The following is a 25,193-nucleotide window of genomic DNA, read 5'->3' as shown; positions in this document are numbered from 1 at the left end:
GCCTCAGGCACTATCCGGGCCGCCCCTGACATTTCCGGCCGGGAACGACTTGTTCAGTTCGGCAAGGATCTTGGCGCGTTGCTCGGTGGCTGCGGCGGCGGCTTGCCCGGCGGTCCACAGCATCAGCTGCGCTACCTCCGCCGGGGTCCTGGAAGTCGCCGATTCGGCCAGCCACAAGCCGGTCAGCGCGCCTTCGCCGTCCACTTCGGCGGTGCAGGAGCCGTCCTCGGAGGTGAAGCGGGCGCGCACGCTCCGCAATCCGGCGAGGGTGGTTTCGAGGGCTTCCAGCTGGTTCGCGACCCCGTTGACCAGGGCGTCCATTTCGCCGCTCATGCCTTGCGCGTCCAGCTCGTCGGGCCGGTGTCCTGATCGTCGAGGCGATCCAATTCCGCCACCGCGGCCCGCCGGGTGGGCAGGCCCAGCCGGTCGAGAGCCTCCTCCGGCACGCCCGCCTCGGCCAGTATCTCCCGCCGCCGCGACTTGGCCACGATCGCCGACCGCTTGGTCAGCCGCAGCACCTCGTCCGCGAGAGCCTGTGCGCCGTACCGGTATTCGCCGCGCTCGAACTTGATCTCCACCGGCATCCCCTGATCGGTCGCGTGCACCGTGACCGTCCCCGCCCGATTGCTACTGGCGGCGACTGTCACTTTCGGAACGGCCGCGCTCATGCAGCATCCGATTCGCATGAGCGGGGGCTCCGCGTGGTTACGCAGGCTGCCGCCTCCGTGCCCTGACCGCTCATGCGGTGGGCCTGTAGAACCCGAGGAATCGCATACCGCTGTTCTCCGTCCTGATCGCACCGATCTGTACCGGATTGCCCGCTTCCACCAACTGCCCGTTGCCGATCACCATCGCCACGTGCCCGTCCCACACGGCCAGATCCCCGGGCATCAAGTCCCCTGGACCGACCCGCATATGTCCTTCGCCCTGCTCCTGCGCCAGCCGCGGTAACCGCACCCCGGCTTCTCCGTAAGCCCACTGCGTCAATCCGCTGCAATCCAGCCCCGCACCGGGCGTCGTCCCGCCCCACTGATAGGGCGTACCGACCGCGCTGATCGCATATCGCACCGCATCCGCGGCCTGCTGGTTCGGCGCTACCACGGTACTGCCATCGGGCAGCGTGACCTGCACCCCGGTCCCCGCCGGCCGCGTCTGCGTCGCCGCGCTCGCGCCGCTCCCGCCCGCCGGTCTGGAAGACCCACCCGACGAAGCCGGAACGGTAACCAATCCACCGGCCATCGACGCGCCTGACTCCAGCACCTTGCCTCCACTCGACAATGCGGTCGAACCAACCTGCGCCACATGACTGTTCGATGCGGCAGCCACCGCCGCGGGCACCACTTCGGCGGCCCCACCGCCGGTATCGGCCACCGGAACCGCGGCCGGAGCGGGAGCCGGTACCGGCGTGACCAACTCGTTCATCGCCGCGGTCTCACCCGCCAGCTCGACCCGCACCCGCTCCACCACCCCCACCGCCCGGCCCAGATGATCGATGGCCGACCCGACGACCGAGGCGATCCCGACCGGCGTCGTCACCGCCGCCCCGAGCCCTTCCACCGAATCCAGAAACGACCGCAGAATCTTCTCCAGCTCCCGCCGGCCCGCCTCGATCGCCGCCTCCGCCCGCTCCACCGTCGCCGCCATCACGGTCCCGCGCTCGGACAATGTCCCCGCCGTGGTCTGCACCCGCAACGCCTTGTCCATCGCCGCGTCCCCGCCCCGGCCCCGCCAGGCCGCGTACATCTCCTCGACCCCGCCGTGTCCCGCCGCCTCGACTTCGTCGATCGACGCGGAACTCGCCCGCAGCGCCCCGGCTGTCGCACCCGCTACGCCGGACCCGAAGCTGCGCCGCAGCGCCTCGATCGGCTGAGCGAGCGCCTCGACATCGAGTAACCCGGTCATCATGTCTCCTCTGTGAACGCCGAAGACGCCGCACGTGGTGTCCGAGCCGCCGCGTCCACCGCCGCGGATGCGCGGCGACCGTCGCAGCACCGCCGGCTATCGTGCGCGTCTCGCTCAATCGGCTTCGATGTGGGCGCACCGCAGGGCGGATGGCCGGTGCGCCACCGCGGTTCGCTCTCGGCCGGACGGTGAGTGTTCGCATTCACGAGTCGACCCCCGATCGGCGGGTGGCCGTTCGCCGGTTGTTCTCGTGCAGACAGCCGTGGGAGAGCGCGGCGCCCGGTGACTTCGCGCGGATGGCGAGCAGCTTGACGGGTATGCGGCCGTCGGCGGGATTTCCGGTGTGGGCTGCCATCTTTCGGGTGCTCATGCGATTGCCTCCGGATACGACGGGATGGCGGCGGTAGTGGTTCGCACCGCGGCCGCATGGGTGGCATCGGTCAGGGTGTAGCTCGCGCTGCTGCCGGTGGTGGCCACGCCGAGGCTGGTCAGCACCGCTGACAGGTCGGCGAGGGTGGTGGTGTGGGTGGTGAGGGCCGCGGTGAAGGCGGCTAGGAAGTCGGCCCCGATCAGCCCGAAGGCGGGGGAGAGCAGCAGCGGGTCGGCGGTGGCGGTGCCGGCGGCGGTCGACGCCAGCGCGGTGGCCATGGTGTGGGCCGTGGCGGCGTAGCCGGCAATGCCGTTGGGGTCGAGCAGTATTCGGTGCATGGGTGCCCCCGTGTGACCGGTCGCTGGGTGGTTACGTGCTGTGTGAGGTTGGACGGCCGGGGCGGGGGTGTGGTTCCCGGGGAGCGGGAAAATCTGGCGGGCGGGATCTCGGTTCGCTTCTCTGACCTATCGTTTTCCTATGCGCACTCACGTCGTGGACCATCCGCTCGCTGCCGCTTTGCTGACCACCATGCGGGATGAGCGCACCCCGAATCCGACATTTCGGGCGGCGCTGCGGGAGTTGACCGGGATGCTCGTCTACGAGGCCATGCGGGACGCGCCCATCGCCACCTTCCCGATCGCCACGCCGGTGGCGGCCGCCGAGGGGATCCGGCTGGCCAGCCCGCCGCTGCTGGTGCCGGTGCTGCGGGCCGGGCTGGGGATGGTGGAGACCGCGGAGAACCTGATTCCGGACGCGCGGATCGGGTTCGTGGGGGTGGCGCGCGACGAGAAGACGCATCAGCCGACGCCCTACATGGAGTCGCTGCCCGAGGATTTGTCGCGCACGCCGGTGTTCGTGCTCGATCCCATGCTGGCCACCGGCGGCTCGATGGTCTACACGCTGGAGCTGCTGGCCACCCGGCGGGCCCGCGACATCACGGTGCTGAGCGTGGTGGCCGCCCCGGACGGCATTGCGGCGCTGGAGAAGTCGGGGCTGGCCGATCGGTTCTTCACCGCGTCGGTGGATCGCGGGCTCAACTCGGACGCCTACATCGTGCCCGGTCTCGGCGATGCCGGTGACCGTCAGTTCGGGCCGCGCTGAGTAAGCCCGCCGGGACCGGCGGGCTCGTCAGCGACAACCGTCTACCGGCGCGGACGCCAGGCTTGCGGGGCGAAGAGTTCCAGGTGAGTGCAGGATTTGCAGCGGAAAGCATGCACCTGGAAACGCGGTTTGCCCATGCGTTTGGCCCCGCCGAAAATCCCCACTTCGAGCGGCCCGGGAATCCACCGGGTGTACCCGGCCGAGGAATCACCGGAGTCGTCGAGAAAACCCGTTTCCAGATCCGAGCCTCCGCAGTGCGTACAACGCTGATCGCTCACGGGTCACCTCACAGCTTTTCGCAGAACTCCCGGATATAGGAAAGCCTAAGTGCCGCAGCGGCCTTCGCGGGCGCGATTGCCGCATCCGAGATCACCGGCTCGAACACCTCCAGGTAGCACTTGAGCTTGGGCTCGGTCCCCGAGGGCCGCACCACCACCCGCAGCGATTCGCCTTCGAAGATCAGCGCGTCGGTCCGCATGGGCCCGCGCACCGCCGCCATATCCGTGAGCGTCACCGTCTCGCCCGCGATCTCGGTCGGGGGCGTCTCCCGCAACCGGGCGACCACCGCGGCCGCCTCCTCGGCATCGGCCAGCCGCAGCGACACCTGATCCCCGGCGTGCACCCCGAACTCGACCGCGTAATCGTCGAGCACGTCGTGCACGCTGCGCCCGGCCGCCTTCAGTTGCGCGACCAGATCCGCGGCCAGCACCGCCGCCGAGATCCCGTCCTTGTCCCGTACGGCGGACGGGTCCACGCAGTGCCCGATCGCCTCCTCGTAGGCGTAGACGAGCCCCTCGCCCGCCCGCGCCAGCCATTTGAATCCGGTCAGCGTCTCGGCATACCGCACACCTCGCGCCGCGGCCAGCTTGCTCAGCAGCCGCGACGACACGATGGTGGTGGCGACCAGGGAATCCGGTGCGGCCGTGCGCAATACGAAATCGCCGAGCAGCACCCCGGTCTCGTCCCCACGCAGCATCCGCCAGCCGTCCGGGCCCGGCACCCCCACCGCGCAGCGATCGGCATCCGGGTCCAAGGCGATGGCGATATCCGCGTCGAGCCGCTGCGCCAACTCCAGCAACAGATCCGACGCTCCCGGCTCCTCCGGGTTCGGGAACGCCACCGTCGGAAAATCGGGATCCGGCGCGAATTGCTCGGTCACCGCGACGATGTCGGAGAACCCGGCCGCGCGCAGCGTGGCGGCGGCGAGTTCGCCACCGACACCGTGCATGGCGGTGAGCGCGATCCGGATCTCCGCGCGTTCCCCCGAACCGCCTATCAGCGCGGGCAATTCGGCCACCCGGGCCTGATACCGGCGGACGATCTCCTCGCCCATCGCGCTGCCGGAAGTACCGTCGGGCAGCCCCAGCAAGCTCGGCTTCGGGGCGGTTTCGGCGGGATGGCTGCGCGGGACGCGACCCTGCACGGCGTCGATGTGGCGTTCGATCTCGGCGTCGGCGGGCGGCACCAATTGCGAACCGCCGTCGAGGTAGAGCTTGTAGCCGTTGTCGGTGGCGGGGTTGTGCGAGGCCGTGATCTGCACTCCCGCAACCGCACCCAGCGCCCGCACCGCGTAGGCCACCACCGGCGTGGGTAGTGGGCGGGGCAGGTCCAGCACCGAAAATCCGGCCGCCGCGAACACTTCCGCGGTGACCAAGGAGAATTCCGCCGAACCGTGCCGGGCGTCGCGGCCGACGATCACCAGTCCGCCGCCCAGGCAGCGATCCCGCAACCACGCCGCGATGCCCGCGCTCGCGCGCGACACCGTATCGACATTCATTCCGTCCGGCCCGTCCTGCAACGGGCCGCGCAGTCCGGCGGTGCCGAAGCGCAGCATGCGCGTCTCCTAGAGTCGTTCCAGCACGCCGCGCAGCAGTTTGCCCAATCGGGTTGCGGCGGCATGACCTTCGGCGAGCACCTCCGCGTGGGACAGGTGCGCGCCGGTCATACCGGCGGCGAGGTTGGTGACCAGCGAGATGCCGAGCACCCGGGCTCCCGCGGCACGGCAGGCGATGGCCTCCAACACGGTGGACATACCCACCAGATCCGCGCCCATCGTGCGCAGCATGCGAATTTCGGCGGGGGTCTCGTACTGCGGTCCGGTCAGGCCCGCGTACACGCCCTCGGTCAGGGTGGGGTCGATTTCCTTTGCCAGCGCCCGCAATTCGGGATCCCAGGCATCGACCAGGTCGACGAAGTTCGCGCCCGCCAGCGGCGTCCGCCCGGTCAGGTTGAGATGGTCGCTGATCAGCACCGCCTCGCCCACCCGCAGCCCGTCGCGGATCCCGCCCGCGGCATTGGTCAGCACGATGGTGTCCGCGCCCGCGGCCACCGCGGTGCGCACATTGTGCACAACCTGCGCCGGCTCATGGCCCTCGTAGAGATGCTGCCGCCCCATGAGCAACAGCACCGGCGACTCTTCGACGTGGACGGAGACGATGGTGCCCTGATGCCCCTGGGCCGTGGGCGATCCGAATCCCGGCACCTCGGCCATGGGAATCGTGTGGTCGGGTTCCCCGATCTGCGCGGCGGCTTCCTGCCAGCCGGACCCGAGGATCACGGCGACCCGGTGTTTCTGCACTCCCGTACGTTCGGCGATCGCCTGCGCGGCGGCCTGTTCGGCTAGCATGTCGCCCACCCTACTCACCCGTGATCTCACGTGCTCATGGGCGGACGGGACCTGTCCCGTTCGTCCCGAAAGCGGCACTCGGGTCCGGCGCTGAAATCGCGGAGAGGCGGGGGAGCTACCCGTCGGTAGGTATCGGGTTCCGCCCCCGCTACGCTGCACCCATGCCGTATTTGAAGCGTGATGGGGACGTGTTCGTGCTGAACCTCGGAACCGAGGGTCAGGACATCGACAGCGACAACCGATTCCATCCGGACTGGATCGAAGCGGTGCACGCGCTGCTCGACGAGGTCGAGGCGTCGGAGGGCCCGGCCGCGCTGGTCGTGACCGCCAACGGCAAGTTCTTCTCCAACGGCCTCGACACCGAGTGGCTGTTCGGCAATTTCGACAAGAACTGCTGGTACCTGGATCGCGTCCACTCCCTCTACACCCGCCTGCTGGGCTTCGGCATGCCGACCGTCGCGGCCGTGAACGGTCACGCGTTCGGTGCCGGCGCCATGCTCGCCACCTCCTGCGATTTCCGCATCATGCGCGCGGACCGCGGCTTCTGGTGCCTGCCCGAGGTGCACCTGGGCATGCCGTTCACGGTCGCGATGAACGCGCTGGTCACCGAGCGCCTCACCAATCAGGTTGCGGTGGAGGCCATGACGACCGGTCGCCGCTACGGCGCCGATGACGCCATCGCCGCCGGCATCGTGGACGGCAAGGCGGATGCCGAGTCGTTGCTCGCGGTCGCCATCGCCCGTGCCGACGAACTCAAGGGCAACCGCAAGCCCAACCTCCCGGTCATCAAGCGCGCCCTGCATCAGCGGGCCCTCGCGGGTCTGGCGGTCGAGACCACCCCCGAAAACCTGGCTTTCAGCCTCTGACGATCGCCTCTGAGGGCTGTGGCTTCCCCCGTCTTCGCGGGAGGGTGGGGGAGGATGCAGACTTTCGGTCCGGGGTCTGGGGGTGTAACCCCCGAAACCCGTTCTCCAGCAACCGGTGGGAGTTTTCCTCTCACCGAGTGCGCGCGCTTGCCCGGCGAGTGCAAGACTGTGTCCCATGCCTCCATCGCGCAGCGGCGATGATTCGGAGCCTTTGAAACCGATCAGTCGGCACTATTCAAACGTGTCGGCGCTGGGTGCTGCCCTGACGCCGCCCGACGCATCGTTGATCGAGGCTTCCGACAAAGCGATTCAGGCCGATCGTGATCGGCTGATCGCACTTTCGCATTCGATTCACGGCGAACCGGAACTCGCCTTCGAGGAATTCCGCAGCGTCGCAAAGACGATCGAGCCGCTGCGCGAGTTCGGTTTCAAGATCAATTCCGGCGTCGCCGATCTACCCACCGCTTTCACCGCCGAATTCGGCAGTGGAGACCTAGTGGTCGGTATTTGCGCGGAGTACGACGCACTGCCGGAAATCGGCCACGCCTGCGGGCACAACATCATCGCCGCCTCGGCCGTCGGCGCCGCCCTGGGCCTGGCCGCCGTCGCCGATGCCTGCGGTATCACGGTGAAAGTGCTGGGTACGCCCGCCGAGGAGTCCGGCGGCGGCAAGGTGCTCATGCTGAACCGCGGCGTCTTCGACGACCTCGCCATGGCGATGATGGTGCACCCCGGCCCCGAGGACATCGCCGGTGCGCGCTCCCTCGCCCTCGCCGATTTGTCCGTTGTTTTCCACGGCCGCGAATCGCATGCCTCCGCCGCCCCGGAATACGGGCGAAACGCACTGGACGCCATTACCGTCGCGCAAGTCGCTCTCGGTTTGCTGCGCCAACATCTACTGCCCGGACAGCAACTCCACGGTATAGTCGGGTCGGGCGGTGTAGCCCCCAATATCGTGCCCGGTCACGCGGAACTGCTGTATTACCTACGGGCAGTCGACTCCGCGGCTCTCGACGATCTGATGCAACGCGCATCGGCCTGTTTCGAGGCAGGTGCCCTGGCGACCGGATGTACACACGAAATCCGGAAGCTCGCGCCGACATATACGGAGTTGACTCCCGACAGCGCACTACTGTGTGCCTATCGCGAGCAGATCCGGCGTCTCGGCCGCGAGCCCATCGCACCGGAGCTCGAGGCCGCGAGACCACTGGGCAGCACGGATATGGGCAATGTCACCAATGTCATCGCCGGCATCCACCCGGTCATCGGCATCGATGCCGGCGGCGCGGTGACGCACCAGCCCGCGTTCGCGGCGGCGGCCGTGAACGCCTCCGCCGACCGCGCCGTCCTGGACGGGGCAACGGCTTTGGCTCGCACCGCGATAACAATCGCAGGCGATCAATTTCATAGGGACAGGTTGTCGGAACGCGTTACCCAACGGCAGTTTCAGCGACAGGAGGACATTCGGTGAGCACAACCGGCCGGTCCGCGGCGCGAAGTACCGGACCACTGGCGGCGTCCTGCGTATCCACGCAGAACCCGCCGAGCGTCGTAATGGAACCGGCGACGGGACACGAGATGGTCGAAGCATGGCTCGAGGAGCACATGGAGGACCTGATTTCGTGGCGCCGTCACATCCACGCCAACCCGGAGCTGTCCCGCACCGAGTTCGGCACCACCGAATTCATCGAGTCCTGGCTGGTGAAGGCCGGGCTCGAGCCGCGCAAACTACCGAGCGGCACCGGCCTGATCTGTGACATCGGCCCGGACGGGCCCCGCATCGGATTGCGCGCCGATATGGACGCGCTGCCGTTGCAGGAGTACACCGGCCTGCCCTTCGCCTCCACCGTGCCCGGCGTCTCGCACGCCTGCGGGCACGACGCGCACACCACCATCCTGCTCGGCACCGCGCTCGCGCTGGCCGAGATCGCCGACCAGTTGCCGGTCGGGGTACGCCTGGTCTTCCAGCACGCCGAAGAGGTCATGCCCGGCGGGGCCATCGACATGGTCGCCGCGGGTGCGATGGAAGACGTCTCGCGCATGTTCGCCGTGCACTGCGATCCGCGCTTGGAGGTGGGTCGCGTGGGGATTCGCGTCGGCGCCATCACCTCGGCGGCCGACACCGTGGAACTGGTCCTGGATTCGCCCGGCGGGCACACCTCGCGGCCGCATCTGACCAGCGACCTGGTCTATGCCATCGGCACCGTCATCACCGGCCTGCCCGGTCTGCTCTCCCGCCGTATCGACCCGCGGACCAGCACCGTCATGGTGTGGGGCGCGGTCTCGGCGGGCAAGGCGCCCAATGCGATTCCGCAGACCGGCATGCTCACCGGCACCGTGCGCACCGGCGACCACGCCACCTGGTCGCTGCTCGAGCCCATGGTGCGCGAGATCGTCGAGGGGCTGCTCGCCCCCACCGGCGTGCGCTACCAGCTCAACTACAAACGCGGTGTGCCGCCGGTCGTCAATGACGAACTGGCCGTGCGCATGTTCGAGGAAGCCATTCGCGGCCTCGGCCCGGATGCTCTCGCCGACACCCAGCAGTCCGGCGGCGGCGAGGACTTCTCCTGGTACCTGGAGGAAGTCCCCGGTGCGATGGCGCGGCTCGGCGTCTGGTCCGGTCAGGGCGAACAGCTCGACCTGCACCAGCCCACCTTCGACATCGACGAGCGTGCCCTCGCGGCCGGCGTGCGCGTGTTCACCAACCTGGTGTTGAACGCGCGCTGAGCCCGCACGGGTCGAACGAAAACCGGCCGCACCCTGACGGGTGCGGCCGGTTTCGTGTCGGGGAGGTGGGCGAGTTGCCCCGGCTGCGGGCGAGCCCCTGCTTCCGGCGCGCCCGCACCGGTCAGGTGCGGCCCCGGTTCCGGTGCGGCCCCGGTTCTGGTGCGGCCCCGGTTCCGGTGCGGCCCCGGATCCGGTACGGCCGCTTCGAATCTGGGTCAGATGGCCCGCCGGACCCGCCCGAGCGGGCCCGGATTCGGTTGTGCGCCAGGGTTACTGCTTCGGGGCGAACTCACCCCAGCCGTGCCAGCGGTCGATTTCGATCCAGGCGCTGACCCGCTTCTGATCGCGGACGGCGTACGGCGTGCCCATGTAGTGCTGGGAGATGCGGTCGATGACCGAGGAGTCCGGATCGGATTCCAGGGACACGATGCGGCCCTGCACGCTGACGTGGCTGTACCAGTTGCCCGACCCGAGCACGGTCAGCGAGACTCGCGGATCCTGGCGCAGCCAATCCAGCCGCTTGCGGAAGTCGGCCAGGTTCACCAGGATTCGGCCGTCCTCGTAGAGGTACCAGGTGGCCACCGAGACCGGTTGGCCGTCGGGCTTGTTGGAGGCGAACACGGCCGGATTCGGCTTGGCCAGGAACTCGGCGACGGCATCGGGCAGGGGCGTGTTGGGCATCGCGATCCTCTCGGAAGGGGGATGTTTGCTCGATACCAACGTATGCGCGGCCCGAATCTTCCGCGCGCACGGAACTGCCGGAAAAGACCGGGCCGCGCCCGTGACGGAGGCGGCCCGGTGTGAACGGCGGGGCGGCTCAGAGACCGAAGGTGCCCGGGCCGACGTTCTTGCTGTTGCGCGTGCGTAGCGCATGGACGTATTCGTTCGGCGCGCCCGCCTTCTCGGCGGCATCGGAGATGACTCCGATGTAGCGGGCCGACGGCAGCCCGCCCTCGTAGGCGTCGAGGACGTACAGCCAGGCCAGCACCGGGTCGGTGCCCGTGCCCTGGTTGGGGGTGACGCGCAGCCGGATCTTCTTGTGAATGCCGAAGTCCGAACCTTCCCAGCGGTCGAGGCTCAGCTCATCCTCGCTGGGCACGTCGTAGAGGACGACGAACACGCGTGAGCCCGGCTCTTCGACCACCGTCGCGAGCGGTCCCTCCCAGCCGATATCGTCCCCGGCGAAGGTGAGGCGCCACCCTTCCAGCCAGCCGGTTCCGTATACGGGGGAGTGCGGACAGCGCTTGAGCATCTGCTCGGGATCCATGTTGGACCCGTAGGCGGCGTAAATCGGCACCACAAAAGCCTATCGAACATTCACCGCAACCATCCCCGATCCCGATCACAGGGCGGGTCCGGCTATAGCGAAACCGCACAATCCACGCGCATGTCACATCCCGACACGCCGTCCGGCCCTGTGACGAAGTCGGCTCTCGATGCGGTCGGAGCTGTGCGGACGCTGAAAGATAACGTTGTAGGGGCGGCGCCGGAGACCCCGGAGCCCGGAGCAGAAGCGAGGGAACATGACCCGCATTGTGATCATCGGTGGCGGGCCGGCCGGATACGAGGCGGCCCTGGTAGCGGCCCAGCACGGCGCACCGGTCACGCTGATCGACAGTGACGGCATCGGCGGCGCGTGTGTGCTGTGGGATTGCGTGCCGTCGAAGACATTCATCGCCTCCACGGGTGTGCGCACCGATCTGCGCCGCGCCCGGGACCTGGGTATCACCGTGCACCCCTCGCAGGCGCAGGTGCGATTGGCCGAGGTCAACTCGCGGGTGAAGGCGCTCGCGCAGGCCCAGTCCTCCGACATCAAGGCCAAGTTGCAGACCGCCGGCGTCACCGTCATCTCCGGCTACGGCGAGATCATCGATCAGGCGCCCGGCCTGGCCACCCATCTGGTGAAGGCCACCTGTCCCGAGGGGCAGCAGCTCATCGAGGCCGAAGTGGTGCTGATCGCCACCGGCGCCAGCCCGCGGGTGCTGCCGGGCGCGGAACCGGACGGCGAGCGCATCCTCAACTGGCGTCAGCTCTACGACCTCAAGGAACTCCCGGAGACCCTCGTCGTGGTCGGCTCCGGTGTCACCGGCGCCGAATTCGTCTCCGCCTACACCGAGATGGGCGTGAAGGTGAAGCTGGTCTCCAGCCGCGACCGCGTGCTGCCCGGTGAGGACGCCGACGCCGCGCTGGTGCTCGAGGACGCCTTCGCCGAGCGCGGTGTGGAGCTGGTCAAGCATGCCCGCGCCGATGCGGTGGAGCGCACCGCGGACGGCATCGTGGTGAAGCTGTCCGACGGCCGCAATATCACCGGCACGCACGCGCTGATGACCGTCGGCTCCATCCCCAACACCGGCAAGCTCGGCTTGGAGCGGGTCGGCATCGAACTCGACAAGGGCGGATACCTGCGCGTGGACCGGGTCTCGCGGACCACCGCGCCCGGCGTGTACGCCGCCGGTGACTGCACCGGCCTGCTGCCGCTGGCCTCGGTGGCCGCCATGCAGGGCCGCATCGCGATGTACCACGCGCTCGGTGAGGGTGTGGTGCCCATCCGCCTCAAAACCGTTGCCTCCGCGGTGTTCACGCGGCCGGAGATCGCGACCGTCGGTGTGAGCCAGACCGCGATCGACAACGGCGAGACCCCGGCGCGCACGGTCATGCTGCCGTTGAACACCAACCCGCGCGCCAAGATGCTGGGTCTGCGACGGGGTTTCGTGAAGATCTTCTGCCGGCCGGCCACCGGCGTGGTCATCGGCGGAGTCGTGGTGGCGCCCATCGCATCCGAGCTCATCCTGCCGATCACCCTTGCGGTGCAGAACAATCTGACCGTCAACGATCTGGCCCAGACCTTCTCGGTCTACCCCTCGCTGACCGGGTCGGTTACCGAGGCGGCGCGTCAGCTCATGCGCCACGACGACCTCGACTGAGAGATGAATTCCTGATGATCCGATAGGCGGCGGCTTGCCGGTATGCATCCCGTGTGATTCACTTCGCGGCGGGACAGCGATCGGCAGGGCGGTCGCGAGAGTGTCGGGGGGTCAACCCTTTCCGGCGACAGCCGCTACGCACTCGCGGAAGCTCGCGTGCTCGATCGTGCCGATGAGGGACGAAGGAATAGAGCGAAACGTGAAGCACCGCAAGCCGAATCGGATCAAGGCGAGTACCTCCCTACCCTTGGCCGCCGCGGCCGCAGTGGTGACCCTGCTGAGTGCGCCGGCCAACGCCGCGCCCGGCGGGCCCAGCGTGGCACCGTCGGCCCCGCAGCAGCCGGGCGCCGCCGAACAGCCGGCGGCCGGTGAGGAGACCCAGGCGCCGGAGACCAAGACCGAGGTGGTTCCCGGCAACGGGACACAGGGGAACGGCGCCCAGGGCGGCACTCAGGGCAACGGAACCCAGGGGAACGGCTCGCAGCCCGGAACCCAGGGGAACGGCGCTCAGGGCGGCACCCAGGGCGGTGGAACGCAGGGGAATGGCGCGCAGGGCAACGGAACTCAGGCCAATCCGCAGCCGAGCCAGCCCGGCGTCACCAACCCGAACACCGGGGCGGGCGCCGCGCCCAAGACCGACACCCAGCCGGCCGGCAACGACTCCAAGACCAAGACCCAGCCCGGCGTGACCCAGCCGCGCGTGGCTCCGCTGCCCGTGCCGGGCCAGCAGGGCGCGCAGGTGGTGCCGGTGCAGGTGAACCCCGGCCAGTCGGGTGACTCCGGTCAGGTCAGCCCGGCGGGCACCCAGGGTGGCGCGCAGGGCCAGGGCGGCGCGCAGGCCAATCAGGGTGGGGCGCAGGCGAACCAAGGCGGTGCGCAGGCCAACCAGGGCGGCACGCAGGCCGAGGAGAAGCCGACCGAGACGCTGACCGGCGAGCAGCCGGCCGCGCAGCAGCCGCGCTGGACCGCGCCCGCCGTCGAAGCCGCACCGGCCGCGCCGGTCGTCGAGATGACCGGTCCGCACACCGAGGTCGGCGCGAACGTCGACGGTGGCGCGATCCTGGCCGGGTTCGCGGCCAACACCCACCACTTCAGCAACCTCGACGGCTACGTCGGCACCATCGGCTACACCACGCCGGGCGGTATCGGCGAGGCCGGTGTGGCGCTGGACTACACCGTACGGAACCAGATCAAGGTGACCGCGTACTCCGGCAACGGCGCGGGCGCGGATCAGAAGATGGAGTTCCTGCTCGACACCACGGTCGCCAACGCGGTCAAGGCCGATGCCGAGAACTGGATTCGCCTGCTCCCCGGTGGCGCCACCATCCTGGAGGCCGCGGCCCAGGTTGGTAAGCTCCCGGCAGGTGAACTGGCCTCCAACTCGATCGACGTCGGCGGCGTGACCGGTCAGGTAGGCGGTACCGTCCAGTACTGAGGTACTGGCAGCACACAGTCGTCGCGTGGGGCGGTCGTCAGCGACCGCCCCACGCGTGTGTCTTCGAAAGGACGGGTGATGGTCTCCGGCAAGGACGAGTCCGCGGATCGGCCCGGCCCGGCATCCACGCCCGGAGCCGATGCCGGAAACCCCGCGGGGCAGCCGGGAACCGAGGGGACCGGGCAGCCGGGCACGGCCGGCGCCGGTCCGACCGACTCGCCGTTCGGCGCTGGAATCGGCTCCGGTGCGCCGGATTCCGAGTTCGGTCCGCCCCTCGCCGAATTCGGTCCCTCGCTCAAAGACTTCGGACCGTCCATGAACGAGCCCGGGGCCGCCGGTTTCGGCCCCGCGACCGAGGCCGGAATGCCCGTATGGACCCCCGCTCCCGGAGCGACCAGCCCCGAATTAGCTTGGCGCCCCGCGGATCAGGGCGGCGGGCAGGGCGGCTCGGGACTGGCCTGGCGACCCGCGGATCTCGCTGCGCCCGGATCGGCGAATCCGGACCTGGGCTGGCGTCCCGCGGATCCGGCAGCTGGAGTGACCGGTCCCTCGAACCCGGAGCCGGGTTGGGGTCCGGCGGATGCCGCGCCCGGTGCCGCCGCGCCCGCGAACCCGGAATTCGGTTGGCGGCCTGCGGATTCCGGCGCTTCGGGAGCGGCGCAGGCCGAGCTGGGCCGGCAGCCCGGCGAGGCCGCGCCCGTCGATCCTCCGCCGATGCAATACCGCGCGCCGGATTCCTGGACTCCGCAGGAGGCCGTGAGCACTCCCGCGCCCGATGCGGCGCCTGCCGATACCGGTGCGGCCGAGGGGAAGCCGGCTGCCGGATGGGACGAGTCGGCTGCGACGACCACCGGATCGTGGTGGCGTTCCGCGCCTTCCGGGTTCCCGCCCGTGCCACCGGACGAGCCGGTCGGCGGCGAATCGCTGTCGTGGGCCGATGATCCCATCGCCAAGCGTTTGGCGCCCAAACCCGTTGCCGCGCCGCCGAAAGCGGGCAAGCCGTGGAAGCGGATCGGCCTGCTGGCCGGAGCGGCCGCCGCGGTGCTGGCGCTCGTGGCCGTAGTGGTCGTCGCGGTCACCAGCGGCGGCGACTCCGACGAATCACCGCTGGCGAACGCCACCACCATGGGCAAGCCCGGGGCCTCCACCACCGTGGCCCAGCTGAGCTGCCCCGCCCGGCGGGAGGGCGCGCTCACCATCGGCAACGGCGAGGGCGGCACGGACTCCGGCGCAGCCGCCATTCTCGGCTTCCAGCACGCCTTCTACGTCGAGCGCAACGGTGTGAAAGCACACTCCTTCGTAGCCCCCGACACCCCCACCGTCTCCACCGCCGAGACCATCCAGAGCGCGGGCATCGACCAGACACCTGCCGGCACCACCTACTGCGTCCGCATCTCCGAGATCGCGCCGGAAACCTACGACGCCGACCTGACCGTGCATTCCCCCGACGGCACCACCGCCGTCTACCGGCAGCGCATCGTCACCGTCAACCGTGACGGCAAGCACCTGATCTTCACCATCGAGGAGCGCCAGTCCTGACGTGCGGGCGGTGTTGTCGTCATGATCAACCGGAGTTTTGCTCCACTTTCGGCGCTTTCGGTCAGGAAACTGACCGAAAGGCCATGAAAGTGGAGCAAAACTCCAAGTGGGCAGCGAGTTCGTAGCGCGCCGGAGGCGTATCAGCCATCTCGGAATGTGGGATATCGATTTCATATTCTGGTCGCATTGTGACACAGTGGAATTTCGCGTACCCCGGTTTACCTCGGAGGTGTTCCATGTCGCAGCCCATCCCGCCGCTGGCCAAGCGGCTCGACGGCATGCGGAGCTCGGCCATCCGCGATCTGCTCAAGTTGACCGCGCGCGCCGACATCATCAGCTTGGCCGGTGGTTTGCCGGATGCCGAGCTCATGCCGCGGGATCGGATAGCGGTAGCCGCCGAAGCCGCGCTCGCGGATCGGTCGCGTCTGCAATACACCGAGTCGCCGGGCTGGGGTCCGCTGCGCGAGGTGCTGGCCGCGCGGGAGTCCGCTCGCATGGGCCGTCCGGTCTCGGTCGACGAAGTCTTCGTGACCCATGGCTCGCAGCAGGCGCTGTCGCTGCTGGCCGAGGTGCTGCTCGATCCGGGCGCGCTGGTTGTGGTGGAGGACCCCGCGTATGTCGGTGCGCTACAGGTCTTCCATGCCGCCGGGGCTCGAATCGTCGCCGTCCCATTGGATTCCGAGGGGATGCGCCTGGACGCGCTGCGCGAGCTGCTCGCCGCCGGGGAGCGCCCCGCCGTCGTCCACACCGTCAGCAACTTCCACAATCCGGGTGGCGTCACCATGAGCCCGCAGCGGCGCGCGGAGCTCGGTGCGCTGGCCGATACGTACGGCTTCTGGGTGATCGAGGATGACCCGTACGGCGAACTCTGGTTCGATCAGCCCTCCCCGGATCCGGTTGCGACGTACTCGCCCAATGTGATTCGGCTCTCCAGCACCTCCAAGATCCTGGCTCCCACGCTGCGTGCCGGCTGGATGGTCGCCCCCACCCGCGTCTGCCGCGCCGTCGAACTCCTCAAGCAGGGCGCCGACCTCTGCGGCTCCGCCTTCACCCAGCAGATCGCCGCCGACCTGCTCGCTGACACCGATTGGCTTGCCGCCCACGTGGATTCGATCCGCGCCGTCTACGGCACTCGCGCCCGCGCCCTGGTGGACGCCGTCCGCGCCCGCTTCGGCGACCGTGTCTCCAGCACCGACGCCGCCGGCGGCATGTTCGTGTGGGTCGACTTCACCGACGGCACCGACACCCAGGCGTTGCTCCCACGCGCCCTGGAGGCGGGCGTCGCCTACGTCCCCGGTAATGCCTTCGCCGTCTCCACCGACTACACCCACTCCATGCGCCTGTGCTTCACCACCTCCGATGTTCCGGCGCTGGAAGAGGCCGTCGACCGACTCGCCAAGGCGCACAGCGAATCCTGACCCGGGTGCGTCTGCTCCCAGCCATCCCGGCCACGAATACGCCGGGATGACGAGGTCGGAGTGCGCCGGACGGCCGGTGCGGCGGTTCGCACTGCCGAAAGGGTTGCAGCGCAGTGGGGTTCAGACCCAGTTGTAAGTGCGTTCGACGGCCTTGTTCCACTCCTGTATGAGATGGTCGCGCTCGGTGGCGGGCATGGCGGGTGTCCAACGTTTGTCCTCGGCCCAGTTGGCGCGGATATCGTCGGTGGAGGCCCAATAGCCGACGGCGAGTCCGGCCGCGTAGGCCGCGCCGAGCGCGGTGGTCTCGATCACGACCGGGCGGATGACCGGCGCGTCGAGGACGTCGGACTGGAATTGCATGAGCAGTTCGTTGACGACCATGCCGCCGTCCACCTTCAGGGTGACCTTCTCGACGTCGAGGCGCTGAGCGGCCGCGTCGGCGCGCATGGCGTCGATGACCTCGCGGGTCTGGAATGCGGTGGCCTCCAACACCGCTCGCGCGATATGACCCTTGTTGACGAAGCGGGTGAGGCCCGCGAAGACGCCGCGTGCGTCCGGACGCCAGCGGGGCGCGAAGAGCCCGGAGAAGGCGGGCACGATGTAGCAGCCGCCGTTGTCGCTGACGGTGCGGGCCAGGGGTTCGATCTCGTCGGCATTGCCGATCAGGCCGAGATTGTCGCGCAGCCACTGCACCAGCGATCCGGTGACGGCGATGGAACCCTCCAGGGCATAGACGGCCTGGTCCTCGCCGAGCCGGTAGCAGACCGTGGTGAGCAGTCCGTGCTCGCTGAAGACCGGGGTGGTGCCGGTGTTCATGAGCATGAAATTGCCGGTGCCGTAGGTGTTCTTGGTGTCGCCGGGCGACAGGCACGCCTGCCCGAACGTCGCGGCCTGCTGGTCGCCCAGGATGCCCGCCACCGGCACCCCGGCCAGCGCGGTGGTGGTGATCTCCCCGTACACCTCCGAGGAGCTGCGGATCTCGGGCAGCATCACCGGCGGCACCCCGAAATCGGCGCAGATCCGCGTATCCCATTGCAGCGTGCGCAGATCCATCAGCATGGTGCGTGAGGCATTGGTGACATCGGTGATGTGCTGTCCGGTCAGATTCCACAGGATCCAGCTGTCCATGGTGCCGAAACACAGTTCGCCGCCCTCGGCGCGTTCCCGTGCGCCCGGCACCTGCTCCAGGATCCAGCGCAGTTTCGGCCCGGCGAAGTAGGTGGAGAGCGGGAGTCCGGTGCGATCGGCGTATTTGGTGGGTCCTTCGCTGCCGCCGAGTTCTTCGGTGAGCGCGGCGGTGCGGGTGTCCTGCCAGACGATCGCGTTGTAGATGGGTTTGCCGGTCGATCGCTCCCACACCACGGTGGTTTCGCGCTGATTGGTCACGCCGACCGCCGCGATATCACCGGCCCCGATCCCGCAGTTCTCGAGCGCCTCCGAGATCACGGATTCGGTATTGCGCCAGATGGTTTCGGCATCGTGCTCGACCCAGCCGGGCTGCGGGAAGAGCTGCTCGTGTTCGCGTTGCGCGACCCCGACCACCCTCCCGCTCTGGTCGAAGACGATGCACCGGCTCGAGGTCGTGCCCTGATCGATGGCGGCAACATAGCGACGCATTCCGGCAGGCTAGCGCAGAACCGGCCGGGTCCGGGGCCATGACACCGCGGCATCGCGGGTCGCACCGGGGGAGGCTAGGGTGGGCTACGGTTGCTAGAGGATAGCCGGGCGCGCACTCTCTGGAGGAGTCGAGCATGACGAACAAACCGCAGTCGCTATTCCTCGGTCCCGAGGCGCGGGAGGCCGCCTGGGAACGCTTCGGTAAGGACACCTTCGATGTCGTCGTGATCGGCGGCGGCGTGGTCGGCGCGGGCATCGCCCTGGACGCCGCCACCCGCGGGCTCGAAGTCGCCCTGGTGGAGGCTCGCGACCTGGCCTCGGGCACTTCCAGCCGCTCCTCGAAGATGTTCCACGGCGGCCTGCGCTACCTGGAGATGATGGAATTCGGCCTGGTGCGCGAGGCGCTCAAGGAGCGTGAGCTGGCATTGTCCACCCTGGCCCCGCATCTGGTGAAGCCGCTGCGATTCCTCTATCCGCTCACCCATTTCGGCTGGGAGCGGCCCTATGTCACCGCGGGCCTCACCCTCTACGACAATATGGGCGGCGCGAAATCCGTTCCGGGACAGCGTCATCTGACCCGATCGGGTGCGTTGCGGCTGGCGCCCGGGCTGAAGCGGGACGCGCTCACCGGCGGCGTCACCTACTACGACACCGTGGTCGACGATGCCCGCCACACCATGACCGTGGCGCGCACGGCCGCGAAATACGGTGCGGCGATACGCACTTCGACCCAGGTGGTCGGCTTCCTGCGGGAGGCGGATCGGGTGGTCGGGGTGAAGGTGCGCGACAGTGAGGACGGCCGGACCGCCGAGGTGCGCGGCAGCGTGGTCATCAATGCCACCGGCGTCTGGACCGATGAACTCCAGGGTCTCGCGAATCAGCGTGGACGATTCCATGTGCGAGCGTCCAAGGGTGTGCATATCGTGGTGCCGCGCGACCGCATCGCCAGCGATACCTCGATCATTCTGCGCACCGAGAAGAGCGTGCTGTTCGTCATCGCGTGGAGCAGCGATCACTGGATCATCGGCACCACCGATACGGATTGGCATCTCGATCTGGCGCACCCGGCGGCGACCAAATCCGATATCGACTATCTGCTCGAGCATGTGAACAAGGTGCTGGTCACGCCCATTACGCACGCCGATATCAGCGGCGTCTACGCGGGACTGCGGCCGCTGCTGGCGGGGGAGAGCGATCAGACCTCGAAGCTGTCGCGCGAGCACGCCGTCGCGCGCATCGCGCCCGGGCTGGTCGCCATCGCCGGCGGCAAGTACACCACCTATCGGGTGATGGCCTATGACGCCGTCGACGAAGCGGCACAGGACATTCCGCGTCGCGTCTCGCCGAGCGTCACCGAGAAGGTGCCGCTGCTGGGCGCGAACGGCTACTACGCGCTGATGAACCAGACCCCGCACCTGGCGGAGAAATACGGGATCCACCCGTACCGGGTGCAGCAGTTGCTGAATCGCTACGGATCGCTGATCGACGAGGTGATCAGCCTCGCCGACGGCAAACCCGAACTGCTGCAACCGATCACGGACTCGCCGGGATATCTGCGCGTGGAGGCCGTGTACGCCGCCGCCGCGGAGGCCGCCCTGCACCTGGACGACATCCTGGCCCGCCGCACCCGCATCTCCATCGAATACCCGCATCGCGGGGTGGATTCCGCGGAGGAGGTGGCGCGGCTGGTCGCGCCGGTGCTCGGCTGGTCCGACGCCGATATCGCCCGCGAGGTGTCGGTCTACACCGCGCGCGTCAAGGCCGAGGTCGAATCCCAGACCCAGGCCGACGACGCCTCGGCCGAAGCGCTGCGGCTGGAAGCACCGGAAGCGCGGCGCGAGGTATTGGACCCGGTCACGACCGACAAGGACTGACAGCGCACGAAAAGCGCCCCGCACCGTCGAGGTGCGGGGCGCTGCTCGTCGGGACTCAGCGGACGAGCTTGTAATTGAACCGCCCGGTGCCGCCGAGCGCGCCCATCAGCCGAACCCATTGCGGCAGCAGCATTTCGGTGCCGCGCGCGGTGGTGATGTCACCGACGTCGACGATGTCGCGCCAGCCGAACTCGCGCAGCAGGCCGGAGACGGTCTGCTTGGCGTCGGCGTCGTCGCCGGATACGAAAATGGTGTGATCACCGTCGGCCAGCTTGGCCGGGTACACCATGATCTCGGCGGTGACCGTGTTCAGCGTCTTGACCACGCGGGCGGCCGGGAACTCGCGCTGGATCTGCTCACCGATCGAATCGGTATTGCAGACCGACAGGCTGGGCGGGAAACCATTGGAGAAATCCAGCGGGTTCGAGATGTCGATGAGCACCTTGCCGGCCAGGTTCTCCGCACCCGCGCCGTGCAGCGCGGCGACGCTGACCTGCCCCGCGGTCGCGTTGATCACCAGTTCGCCGTGCGCGGCCGCCTCGGGTGCGGTGACCAGCGCCGCCGGGAACGGCTCGTCCGCTTTGGCTTCCGTGGCGGCGACGTCACGCGTGCCGATCACCACGTCGTGGCCGAGTTCGACCAGCCGGGCCGCGATGGTGCGGCCGACATTGCCGGTGCCAAGGATTCCGATTTTCATAACCAGGGAGGCTAGGCCGGTTCACTCGGTTCCGCGACACCGTTCACTGTGGGCCGAACCTGGCAGCGCGGACAGAAATAGATCCCGCGATCAGCGCGAGTCCCGTCGCCGTCGTCGGCCAGCAGGTGCACGACCAGATTGGTGCCGCAGCGTGGGCAGGGGCGGCGCTGACGGCCGTAAACCAAGGTGCGCCGAGGGGGCTTGCGCACCGCCTCGCCGAGCAACCGGTGTGCCTGCTCGACCAGACCCGGTAGGTCGGCGATCTCCCCGACCGGGGTAGCGGGATGCACGCGCCGCAGAAAACAGACCTCGCTGCGATAGATATTGCCGATCCCCGCCAGATTCCTTTGGTCGAGCAGCGCCAACCCGACGGGCCGCTCCGGCTGCGCGGCCAACCTGCGAACCGCCTCCGCCGCATCCCAATCCGGCCCGAGCAGATCCGGCCCGAGATGGTCGATCGCCGTGTGCTCGTCCGCCCGCCGCAGCACTTCGACCAACCCGAGCGAAAACCCCACGGCTTCAGCATCATCCGTCGCCAGGATCAACCGCGCGGTGAATCCGGGTTTGGTCCAGCGCTGCCCTGGCGAGTACACCCGCCACACCCCCTCCATCTTCAGATGGGTGTGAATGCTCAGCTCGGGTGTGCGTACGAACAGATGCTTCCCGTACGACCCGACACTCTCCACCACCTGCCCCCGCAGATCGAGCGTCGCGTACCTCGGCACCCGGAAGTCACTGCGAGACAGGGTTTTCCCGGCCAAGGCTCTGCGCAACCGCGCGGCAGCCAGGTAGACGGTGTCGCCCTCAGGCATGGCTCCGCCCCTCCCGCGGCGTCGTCGGCTCACCCGACCGCCGGGCTCCGGCCGCGGACGGCTTCGGAGCCGAGGCGCCGGCAAATCCCAATTCACCGAGCCGACCAGCCGGATGCGATCGGTCATGTCCGGTTGCCCACCCACCGCGGACGGCCGGACTCGGCGCGCAACGGGATCGCAAGTTCGGCGTTGCCGGCTGCGGTGCGCGGCGGAACTCCGCGGGCCGCGAGGCCCGGGGAGCTTGCGGCCGGGAATGGCGCATCACGGCTTGCTCCGTAGTCGGAAACCCTTCGGCGTTGCGGCGAATCCGGCTGCCGCCAGGAACTCCGCGAAGGTGTTGCCGTGCACCGACTCACCGTTCACCCGGTCGATGACCAGTGAATCGACCCGGCGGTCGTGCACCAGCCCGGCCAATGCCGCCGCCGCATCCGTCCGGATTCCGGGGTCTTCGGTGAAAGTTAGCAGTGTCTTTCCGCCACGCTCGAGGTAGAGCACCAGTTCGCCGCCCACCAGCACCACCACCGCGCCGGCTTTCCGCCCCGGCCGATGACCGGCGCCCTCCCCGGGCGCCTTCGGCCAAGGGAGTGCCGCCCCATACGGATTCGCCGGATCGCACGCCGCCAGCGCGACCGACCTACCGGCTGCCGCCCGGCTGCCGCCTGCGCGGTAGGCGCCGATCGCGCTCGAACGCTGCCCCTCCGCGGCTCGGCCGCCGTACGCGTCGACGTCCGCCGGGCCGGATACTCGATCGGAGTCGAAAGAGCGCAATCGGTCCACCACATCGGTGGTCGAGAACTGCGCGCCGCCCAGCGAATCCACGAAGTATCCACGCCGGCATCGCCCGCGATCCTCGAACTCGGTGAGCACCCGGTACATCAGCGCGAACCCACCCGGCACGCCTTCGCTCTGCACCGATCCGCGCGTCAGCACGCCGTATCGCTCCAGCAGCACATCGGCCGTCGCGTGCGCGCGAATCGTCGGATCCGCCACCCGATCCGGCAGCAGCGACCACCGCCCTGCTGCCTGTGGCGGACTCGTCCGCACCGGAGCGCCCGTGCGCGGCAGATACATTCGCCCGCGCGGAGCCCGCCGCGGCGTCCGATGCGCCGTGGTCGTCCGGGTGGTGCCCGCCAGCAGCGCCCGGACCGGCGCGAAGGTGTCACCGGCGACGTACCCGGCCCATGCCAGCTCCCACAGCGCGGTCACCACCGCCGACTCGTCATCCACGCCGGTGGCGTCCACCAGCTGCCGGAAGAAGAAGGCTCCGCCGCCGGCGGGTGAAACCACCTCGTATCGAGCGGTATCCGGCTCCGGCCCGGTGCGCCGGGCCGCCGGGTCCGACGTCGTGGGCGGTGCCACGGCTGACGGATCGCCGATCACGGTGGCGCCCAGGGCCGTCAGGAGGCTGATGTGGGTTTCGGTGAGGTCCAGGGGGTCGGGCGGGGGGAGGGTGAGGCCGGCTTGGTCGGCGGGGTGCAGGGCGATCCAGCCGTCCTTGGCGGTGATGGCGCCGTGGCCGGACCACAGGACTTCGCCGGTGGCCATGAGTTCGTCGAGCATGGCGGGGGTATAGTCGCGCACGCGCAGCGGGAAGATGAGCGACTCCCAGGCGGAGGCCGGGATGGGTACGCCCGCAAGCTGTTCCACCACGGCGGCTACGCCGTCGACGCCGCGCAGTTCATTGGTGCCGATGTGCTGCCAGGCGGGGAGGAAGCGGCCCAGCGCGGCGGTCGCGACCGGTTCTACTTCCTTGCGTGCGGCGGCCAGGGAGCGGCGGCGCAGGCGGCGCAGCACCTCGGCGTCGCACCATTCCGAGCCCGCCGATCCCGGGGTGAATTCGCCTTCTACGACGCGCTTTTCGAGGGCGAGGCGATGCAGTGCGGTGGCCGCCACCGCTGATCCGAGGCCGAATCGGTGGGCGACCGCCGTCAGCGTGAACGGTCCGTGGGTGCGGGCGTAGCGCGCGACGAGATCGCCGAGCGGGTCCGCGACCGGCTCGATGAAGGCCGCGGGTACGCCGATGGGGAGCGGCACCCCCAGGGCGTCGCGCAGCCGCGACGCATCCTCGATCGCCACCCACCACTGTGAGCCGGCGAACGAAACCTCCAGCGCTCGATGCCGTTTCACCAGTTCGCCGAACCATGCGCGCGGATCCTCGGTGGACCGTTCGGTAGCTTCCGCCGCCGTCACCGGCCCCAGCAGCCGCAACAGATCGGCCAGCCCCTCCATATCGCGGGCCTGCCGTTCGGGGGTGAGCCGCTGCAATTCCCGTTCGGTCTGCTCCAGCACCGCCGCGTCGAGCAGCTCGCGCAACTCCACCCGCCCGAGCAGCTCGGCCAGCAGACTCGAATCCAGCGACAATGCCGCCGCCCGGCGCTCGGCGAGCGGACTGTCGCCCTCGTACATGAACTGCCCGATGTAATCGAAGAGCAGTGAGTTCGCGAACGGCGACGGCGTAGCGGTCTCCACCTCGACCAGCCGCACCTGCCGCCGCGCCACCCGCCCCAGCAGCTCCCGCAGCGACGGCAGGTCGTACACGTCCTGCAAGCACTCCCGCACCGTCTCCAGCAGGATCGGGAAATCCGGGAACTTCCGTGCCACATCCAGCAATTGGGCCGCCCGCTGCCGTTGCTGCCACAGCGGCGCCCGCTTCCCCGGATCCCGCCGCGGCAGCAGCAACGCGCGGGCCGCACACTCCCGGAACCGCGAGGCGAACAGCGCCGACCCACCCACCTGCTCGGTCACCAGATCGTCGATCTCATCGGTCTCGAACACGAACAACTCCGCCCCCGGCGGCTCATCCGTGGTATCCGGCAACCGCACCACGATCCCGTCATCCGACGGCGTCGGCGCGGCGTCCACCCCGAACCGCTCCCGCAGCCGAGCGCCGACGGCCAAAGCCCAAGGCGCATGCACCGGCAACCCGTACGGCGAATGCAAAACCACCCGCCAGTCCCCCAACTCGTCCCGGAACCGCTCCACCACCAGCGTCCGATCCGTAGGCAACTGCCCCGTCGCCTCCCGCTGCTCGGCCAGCAGCGACACCAGGTTCCCGGTCGCGTTCGCATCCAACCCGGCAGCCCGCACCACCCGCTCCAGCTCCGTCTCCGGATCGGGTTGGACCCCAGCGGATTTCGCCGCGCTCTTCCGCTGCTTCCCGCCGTCCGCACCGTCGACACGCCGCGCCTTTCCGCGACCGGTGGCCGACGGGTCATCGGTCGGATCTCCCAAGCCGGCGTGCGCCCTCGTGCCTCGACCCGTGCCTGCGGACGTGCCGCCCGAGTT

Annotated in this window: 22 protein-coding genes and 1 pseudogene; 9 read left to right on the top strand and 14 right to left on the bottom strand. The window is 69.1% G+C overall.

All coding sequences use genetic code 11. From position 1 onward, the window contains the following. Positions 1-3: 3 nt before the first annotated feature. The 5 genes from NI1_RS12045 to NI1_RS12030 form a co-directional block, all read right to left on the bottom strand. Positions 4-333 carry a YbaB/EbfC family nucleoid-associated protein gene (locus NI1_RS12045; protein WP_067818583.1) on the bottom strand — a complete coding sequence of 110 codons (330 nt, stop codon included), beginning with the start codon at positions 331-333 and terminating at the stop codon, positions 4-6. Further along, positions 330-668, bottom strand: a complete 339-nt coding sequence (locus NI1_RS12040) for a hypothetical protein (protein ID WP_067818580.1) — start codon at positions 666-668, stop codon at positions 330-332. Before NI1_RS12040 ends, NI1_RS12045 begins: the two co-directional genes overlap by 4 nt. A 70-nt stretch (positions 669-738) precedes the next feature. Then, complete coding sequence (locus NI1_RS12035; RefSeq protein WP_067818666.1) at positions 739-1,902, bottom strand: C40 family peptidase; 1,164 nt, start codon at positions 1,900-1,902, stop codon at positions 739-741. 202 nt (positions 1,903-2,104) lie between these two features. Next, the gene (locus tag NI1_RS37860; protein ID WP_157535076.1) at positions 2,105-2,272 is read right to left on the bottom strand and encodes a hypothetical protein; all 168 of its coding nucleotides are present in this window, start codon (positions 2,270-2,272) and stop codon (positions 2,105-2,107) included. After that, positions 2,269-2,610, bottom strand: coding sequence for a type VII secretion target (locus NI1_RS12030; RefSeq protein ID WP_084523040.1), 342 nt, complete (start codon positions 2,608-2,610; stop codon positions 2,269-2,271). The genes NI1_RS37860 and NI1_RS12030 overlap by 4 nt, the downstream gene beginning before the upstream one ends. A 139-nt stretch (positions 2,611-2,749) precedes the next feature. Here NI1_RS12030 and upp point away from each other — a divergent pair, with 139 nt between their 5' ends. After that, positions 2,750-3,373 carry a uracil phosphoribosyltransferase gene (gene upp / locus NI1_RS12025; protein WP_067818578.1) on the top strand — a complete coding sequence of 208 codons (624 nt, stop codon included), beginning with the start codon at positions 2,750-2,752 and terminating at the stop codon, positions 3,371-3,373. Between the two features lie 41 nt (positions 3,374-3,414). Here upp and NI1_RS12020 read toward each other — a convergent pair whose 3' ends face one another. The 3 genes from NI1_RS12020 to NI1_RS12010 are packed head-to-tail and all read right to left on the bottom strand — an operon-like array spanning position 3,415 to position 5,999. Then, on the bottom strand, positions 3,415-3,651 hold the full coding sequence (locus NI1_RS12020) for a hypothetical protein (RefSeq protein WP_067818575.1): 237 nt from the start codon (positions 3,649-3,651) through the stop codon (positions 3,415-3,417). Between the two features lie 8 nt (positions 3,652-3,659). After that, complete coding sequence (locus tag NI1_RS12015; RefSeq protein WP_067818572.1) at positions 3,660-5,207, bottom strand: phospho-sugar mutase; 1,548 nt, start codon at positions 5,205-5,207, stop codon at positions 3,660-3,662. 9 nt (positions 5,208-5,216) lie between these two features. After that, on the bottom strand, positions 5,217-5,999 hold the full coding sequence (locus NI1_RS12010; protein WP_067818570.1) for a purine-nucleoside phosphorylase: 783 nt from the start codon (positions 5,997-5,999) through the stop codon (positions 5,217-5,219). A gap of 161 nt (positions 6,000-6,160) precedes the next feature. Here NI1_RS12010 and NI1_RS12005 point away from each other — a divergent pair, with 161 nt between their 5' ends. From NI1_RS12005 to NI1_RS11995, 3 genes are all read left to right on the top strand, one after another. Further along, complete coding sequence (locus NI1_RS12005; protein WP_067818567.1) at positions 6,161-6,865, top strand: enoyl-CoA hydratase/isomerase family protein; 705 nt, start codon at positions 6,161-6,163, stop codon at positions 6,863-6,865. A 283-nt stretch (positions 6,866-7,148) separates the two neighbouring features. Then, entirely contained in the window at positions 7,149-8,336 is a 1,188-nt protein-coding gene (locus NI1_RS12000) for a M20 family metallopeptidase (protein ID WP_067818660.1), read from the top strand. 107 nt (positions 8,337-8,443) lie between these two features. Beyond that, on the top strand, positions 8,444-9,592 hold the full coding sequence (locus tag NI1_RS11995; RefSeq protein WP_067720653.1) for a M20 family metallopeptidase: 1,149 nt from the start codon (positions 8,444-8,446) through the stop codon (positions 9,590-9,592). Positions 9,593-9,862: 270 nt separating this feature from the next. Here the strand turns inward: NI1_RS11995 and NI1_RS11990 are convergent, their stop codons facing one another. Together NI1_RS11990 and NI1_RS11985 are read right to left on the bottom strand one after the other, a co-directional pair. Further along, positions 9,863-10,273, bottom strand: a complete 411-nt coding sequence (locus NI1_RS11990; RefSeq protein ID WP_067818564.1) for a PPOX class F420-dependent oxidoreductase — start codon at positions 10,271-10,273, stop codon at positions 9,863-9,865. A gap of 136 nt (positions 10,274-10,409) precedes the next feature. Further along, positions 10,410-10,889 (bottom strand): gamma-glutamylcyclotransferase family protein, encoded by a 480-nt coding sequence (locus NI1_RS11985; protein ID WP_067720621.1) that lies wholly within the window; start codon positions 10,887-10,889, stop codon positions 10,410-10,412. A gap of 226 nt (positions 10,890-11,115) precedes the next feature. On the opposite strand from NI1_RS11985, the gene NI1_RS11980 reads away from it, so the two are divergent. From NI1_RS11980 to NI1_RS11965, 4 genes are all read left to right on the top strand, one after another. Next, positions 11,116-12,516: an NAD(P)H-quinone dehydrogenase gene (locus tag NI1_RS11980; RefSeq protein ID WP_067818561.1), complete on the top strand. Its 1,401-nt coding sequence runs from the start codon at positions 11,116-11,118 to the stop codon at positions 12,514-12,516. 199 nt (positions 12,517-12,715) lie between these two features. Then, a complete protein-coding gene (locus NI1_RS11975) occupies positions 12,716-13,951 on the top strand; it encodes a hypothetical protein (RefSeq protein ID WP_245663180.1) in 1,236 nt (411 codons plus the stop codon). Between the two features lie 78 nt (positions 13,952-14,029). Then, a complete protein-coding gene (locus tag NI1_RS11970; protein ID WP_067818558.1) occupies positions 14,030-15,490 on the top strand; it encodes a DUF8176 domain-containing protein in 1,461 nt (486 codons plus the stop codon). Between the two features lie 236 nt (positions 15,491-15,726). Further along, entirely contained in the window at positions 15,727-16,908 is a 1,182-nt protein-coding gene (locus tag NI1_RS11965) for an aminotransferase-like domain-containing protein (protein WP_067818555.1), read from the top strand. Between the two features lie 120 nt (positions 16,909-17,028). On the opposite strand, the gene glpK is transcribed toward NI1_RS11965, so the two are convergent. Then, on the bottom strand, positions 17,029-18,525 hold the full coding sequence (glpK, locus tag NI1_RS11960; RefSeq protein WP_067818553.1) for a glycerol kinase GlpK: 1,497 nt from the start codon (positions 18,523-18,525) through the stop codon (positions 17,029-17,031). A 134-nt stretch (positions 18,526-18,659) separates the two neighbouring features. On the opposite strand from glpK, the gene glpD reads away from it, so the two are divergent. Beyond that, complete coding sequence (gene glpD, locus NI1_RS11955) at positions 18,660-20,399, top strand: glycerol-3-phosphate dehydrogenase (RefSeq protein WP_067818549.1); 1,740 nt, start codon at positions 18,660-18,662, stop codon at positions 20,397-20,399. Positions 20,400-20,454: 55 nt separating this feature from the next. On the opposite strand, the gene NI1_RS11950 is transcribed toward glpD, so the two are convergent. The 3 genes and pseudogenes from NI1_RS11950 to NI1_RS40245 form a co-directional block, all read right to left on the bottom strand. Continuing rightward, complete coding sequence (locus tag NI1_RS11950; RefSeq protein WP_067818546.1) at positions 20,455-21,096, bottom strand: NADPH-dependent F420 reductase; 642 nt, start codon at positions 21,094-21,096, stop codon at positions 20,455-20,457. A gap of 11 nt (positions 21,097-21,107) precedes the next feature. Further along, positions 21,108-21,908: a DNA-formamidopyrimidine glycosylase family protein gene (locus NI1_RS11945; protein ID WP_067818543.1), complete on the bottom strand. Its 801-nt coding sequence runs from the start codon at positions 21,906-21,908 to the stop codon at positions 21,108-21,110. Positions 21,909-22,169: 261 nt separating this feature from the next. After that, a pseudogene (locus tag NI1_RS40245) lies at positions 22,170-24,992 on the bottom strand (Lhr family ATP-dependent helicase); the annotation flags it as partial. Positions 24,993-25,193: the final 201 nt, after the last annotated feature.

Source organism: Nocardia inohanensis NBRC 100128, from assembly GCF_001612945.1.
In the GTDB taxonomy this organism is placed as follows: domain Bacteria; phylum Actinomycetota; class Actinomycetes; order Mycobacteriales; family Mycobacteriaceae; genus Nocardia; species Nocardia inohanensis.
The sequence above is the reverse complement of the archived record's forward strand: the minus strand, read 5'-3'. Positions and strand labels throughout refer to the sequence as shown.

Bases quoted from the DNA above. Each gene is read 5' to 3' on its own strand.
- NI1_RS12045 (WP_067818583.1), bottom strand. From the start codon at position 333: ATGAGCGGCGAAATGGACGCCCTGGTCAACGGGGTCGCGAACCAGCTG.
- NI1_RS12040 (WP_067818580.1), bottom strand. From the start codon at position 668: ATGAGCGCGGCCGTTCCGAAAGTGACAGTCGCCGCCAGTAGCAATCGG.
- NI1_RS12035 (WP_067818666.1), bottom strand. From the start codon at position 1,902: ATGACCGGGTTACTCGATGTCGAGGCGCTCGCTCAGCCGATCGAGGCG.
- NI1_RS37860 (WP_157535076.1), bottom strand. From the start codon at position 2,272: ATGAGCACCCGAAAGATGGCAGCCCACACCGGAAATCCCGCCGACGGC.
- NI1_RS12030 (WP_084523040.1), bottom strand. From the start codon at position 2,610: ATGCACCGAATACTGCTCGACCCCAACGGCATTGCCGGCTACGCCGCC.
- upp (WP_067818578.1), top strand. From the start codon at position 2,750: ATGCGCACTCACGTCGTGGACCATCCGCTCGCTGCCGCTTTGCTGACC.
- NI1_RS12015 (WP_067818572.1), bottom strand. From the start codon at position 5,207: ATGCTGCGCTTCGGCACCGCCGGACTGCGCGGCCCGTTGCAGGACGGG.
- NI1_RS12010 (WP_067818570.1), bottom strand. From the start codon at position 5,999: ATGCTAGCCGAACAGGCCGCCGCGCAGGCGATCGCCGAACGTACGGGA.
- NI1_RS12005 (WP_067818567.1), top strand. From the start codon at position 6,161: ATGCCGTATTTGAAGCGTGATGGGGACGTGTTCGTGCTGAACCTCGGA.
- NI1_RS11995 (WP_067720653.1), top strand. From the start codon at position 8,444: ATGGTCGAAGCATGGCTCGAGGAGCACATGGAGGACCTGATTTCGTGG.
- NI1_RS11990 (WP_067818564.1), bottom strand. From the start codon at position 10,273: ATGCCCAACACGCCCCTGCCCGATGCCGTCGCCGAGTTCCTGGCCAAG.
- NI1_RS11980 (WP_067818561.1), top strand. From the start codon at position 11,116: ATGACCCGCATTGTGATCATCGGTGGCGGGCCGGCCGGATACGAGGCG.
- NI1_RS11970 (WP_067818558.1), top strand. From the start codon at position 14,030: ATGGTCTCCGGCAAGGACGAGTCCGCGGATCGGCCCGGCCCGGCATCC.
- NI1_RS11965 (WP_067818555.1), top strand. From the start codon at position 15,727: ATGTCGCAGCCCATCCCGCCGCTGGCCAAGCGGCTCGACGGCATGCGG.
- glpK (WP_067818553.1), bottom strand. From the start codon at position 18,525: ATGCGTCGCTATGTTGCCGCCATCGATCAGGGCACGACCTCGAGCCGG.
- glpD (WP_067818549.1), top strand. From the start codon at position 18,660: ATGACGAACAAACCGCAGTCGCTATTCCTCGGTCCCGAGGCGCGGGAG.
- NI1_RS11950 (WP_067818546.1), bottom strand. From the start codon at position 21,096: ATGAAAATCGGAATCCTTGGCACCGGCAATGTCGGCCGCACCATCGCG.
- NI1_RS11945 (WP_067818543.1), bottom strand. From the start codon at position 21,908: ATGCCTGAGGGCGACACCGTCTACCTGGCTGCCGCGCGGTTGCGCAGA.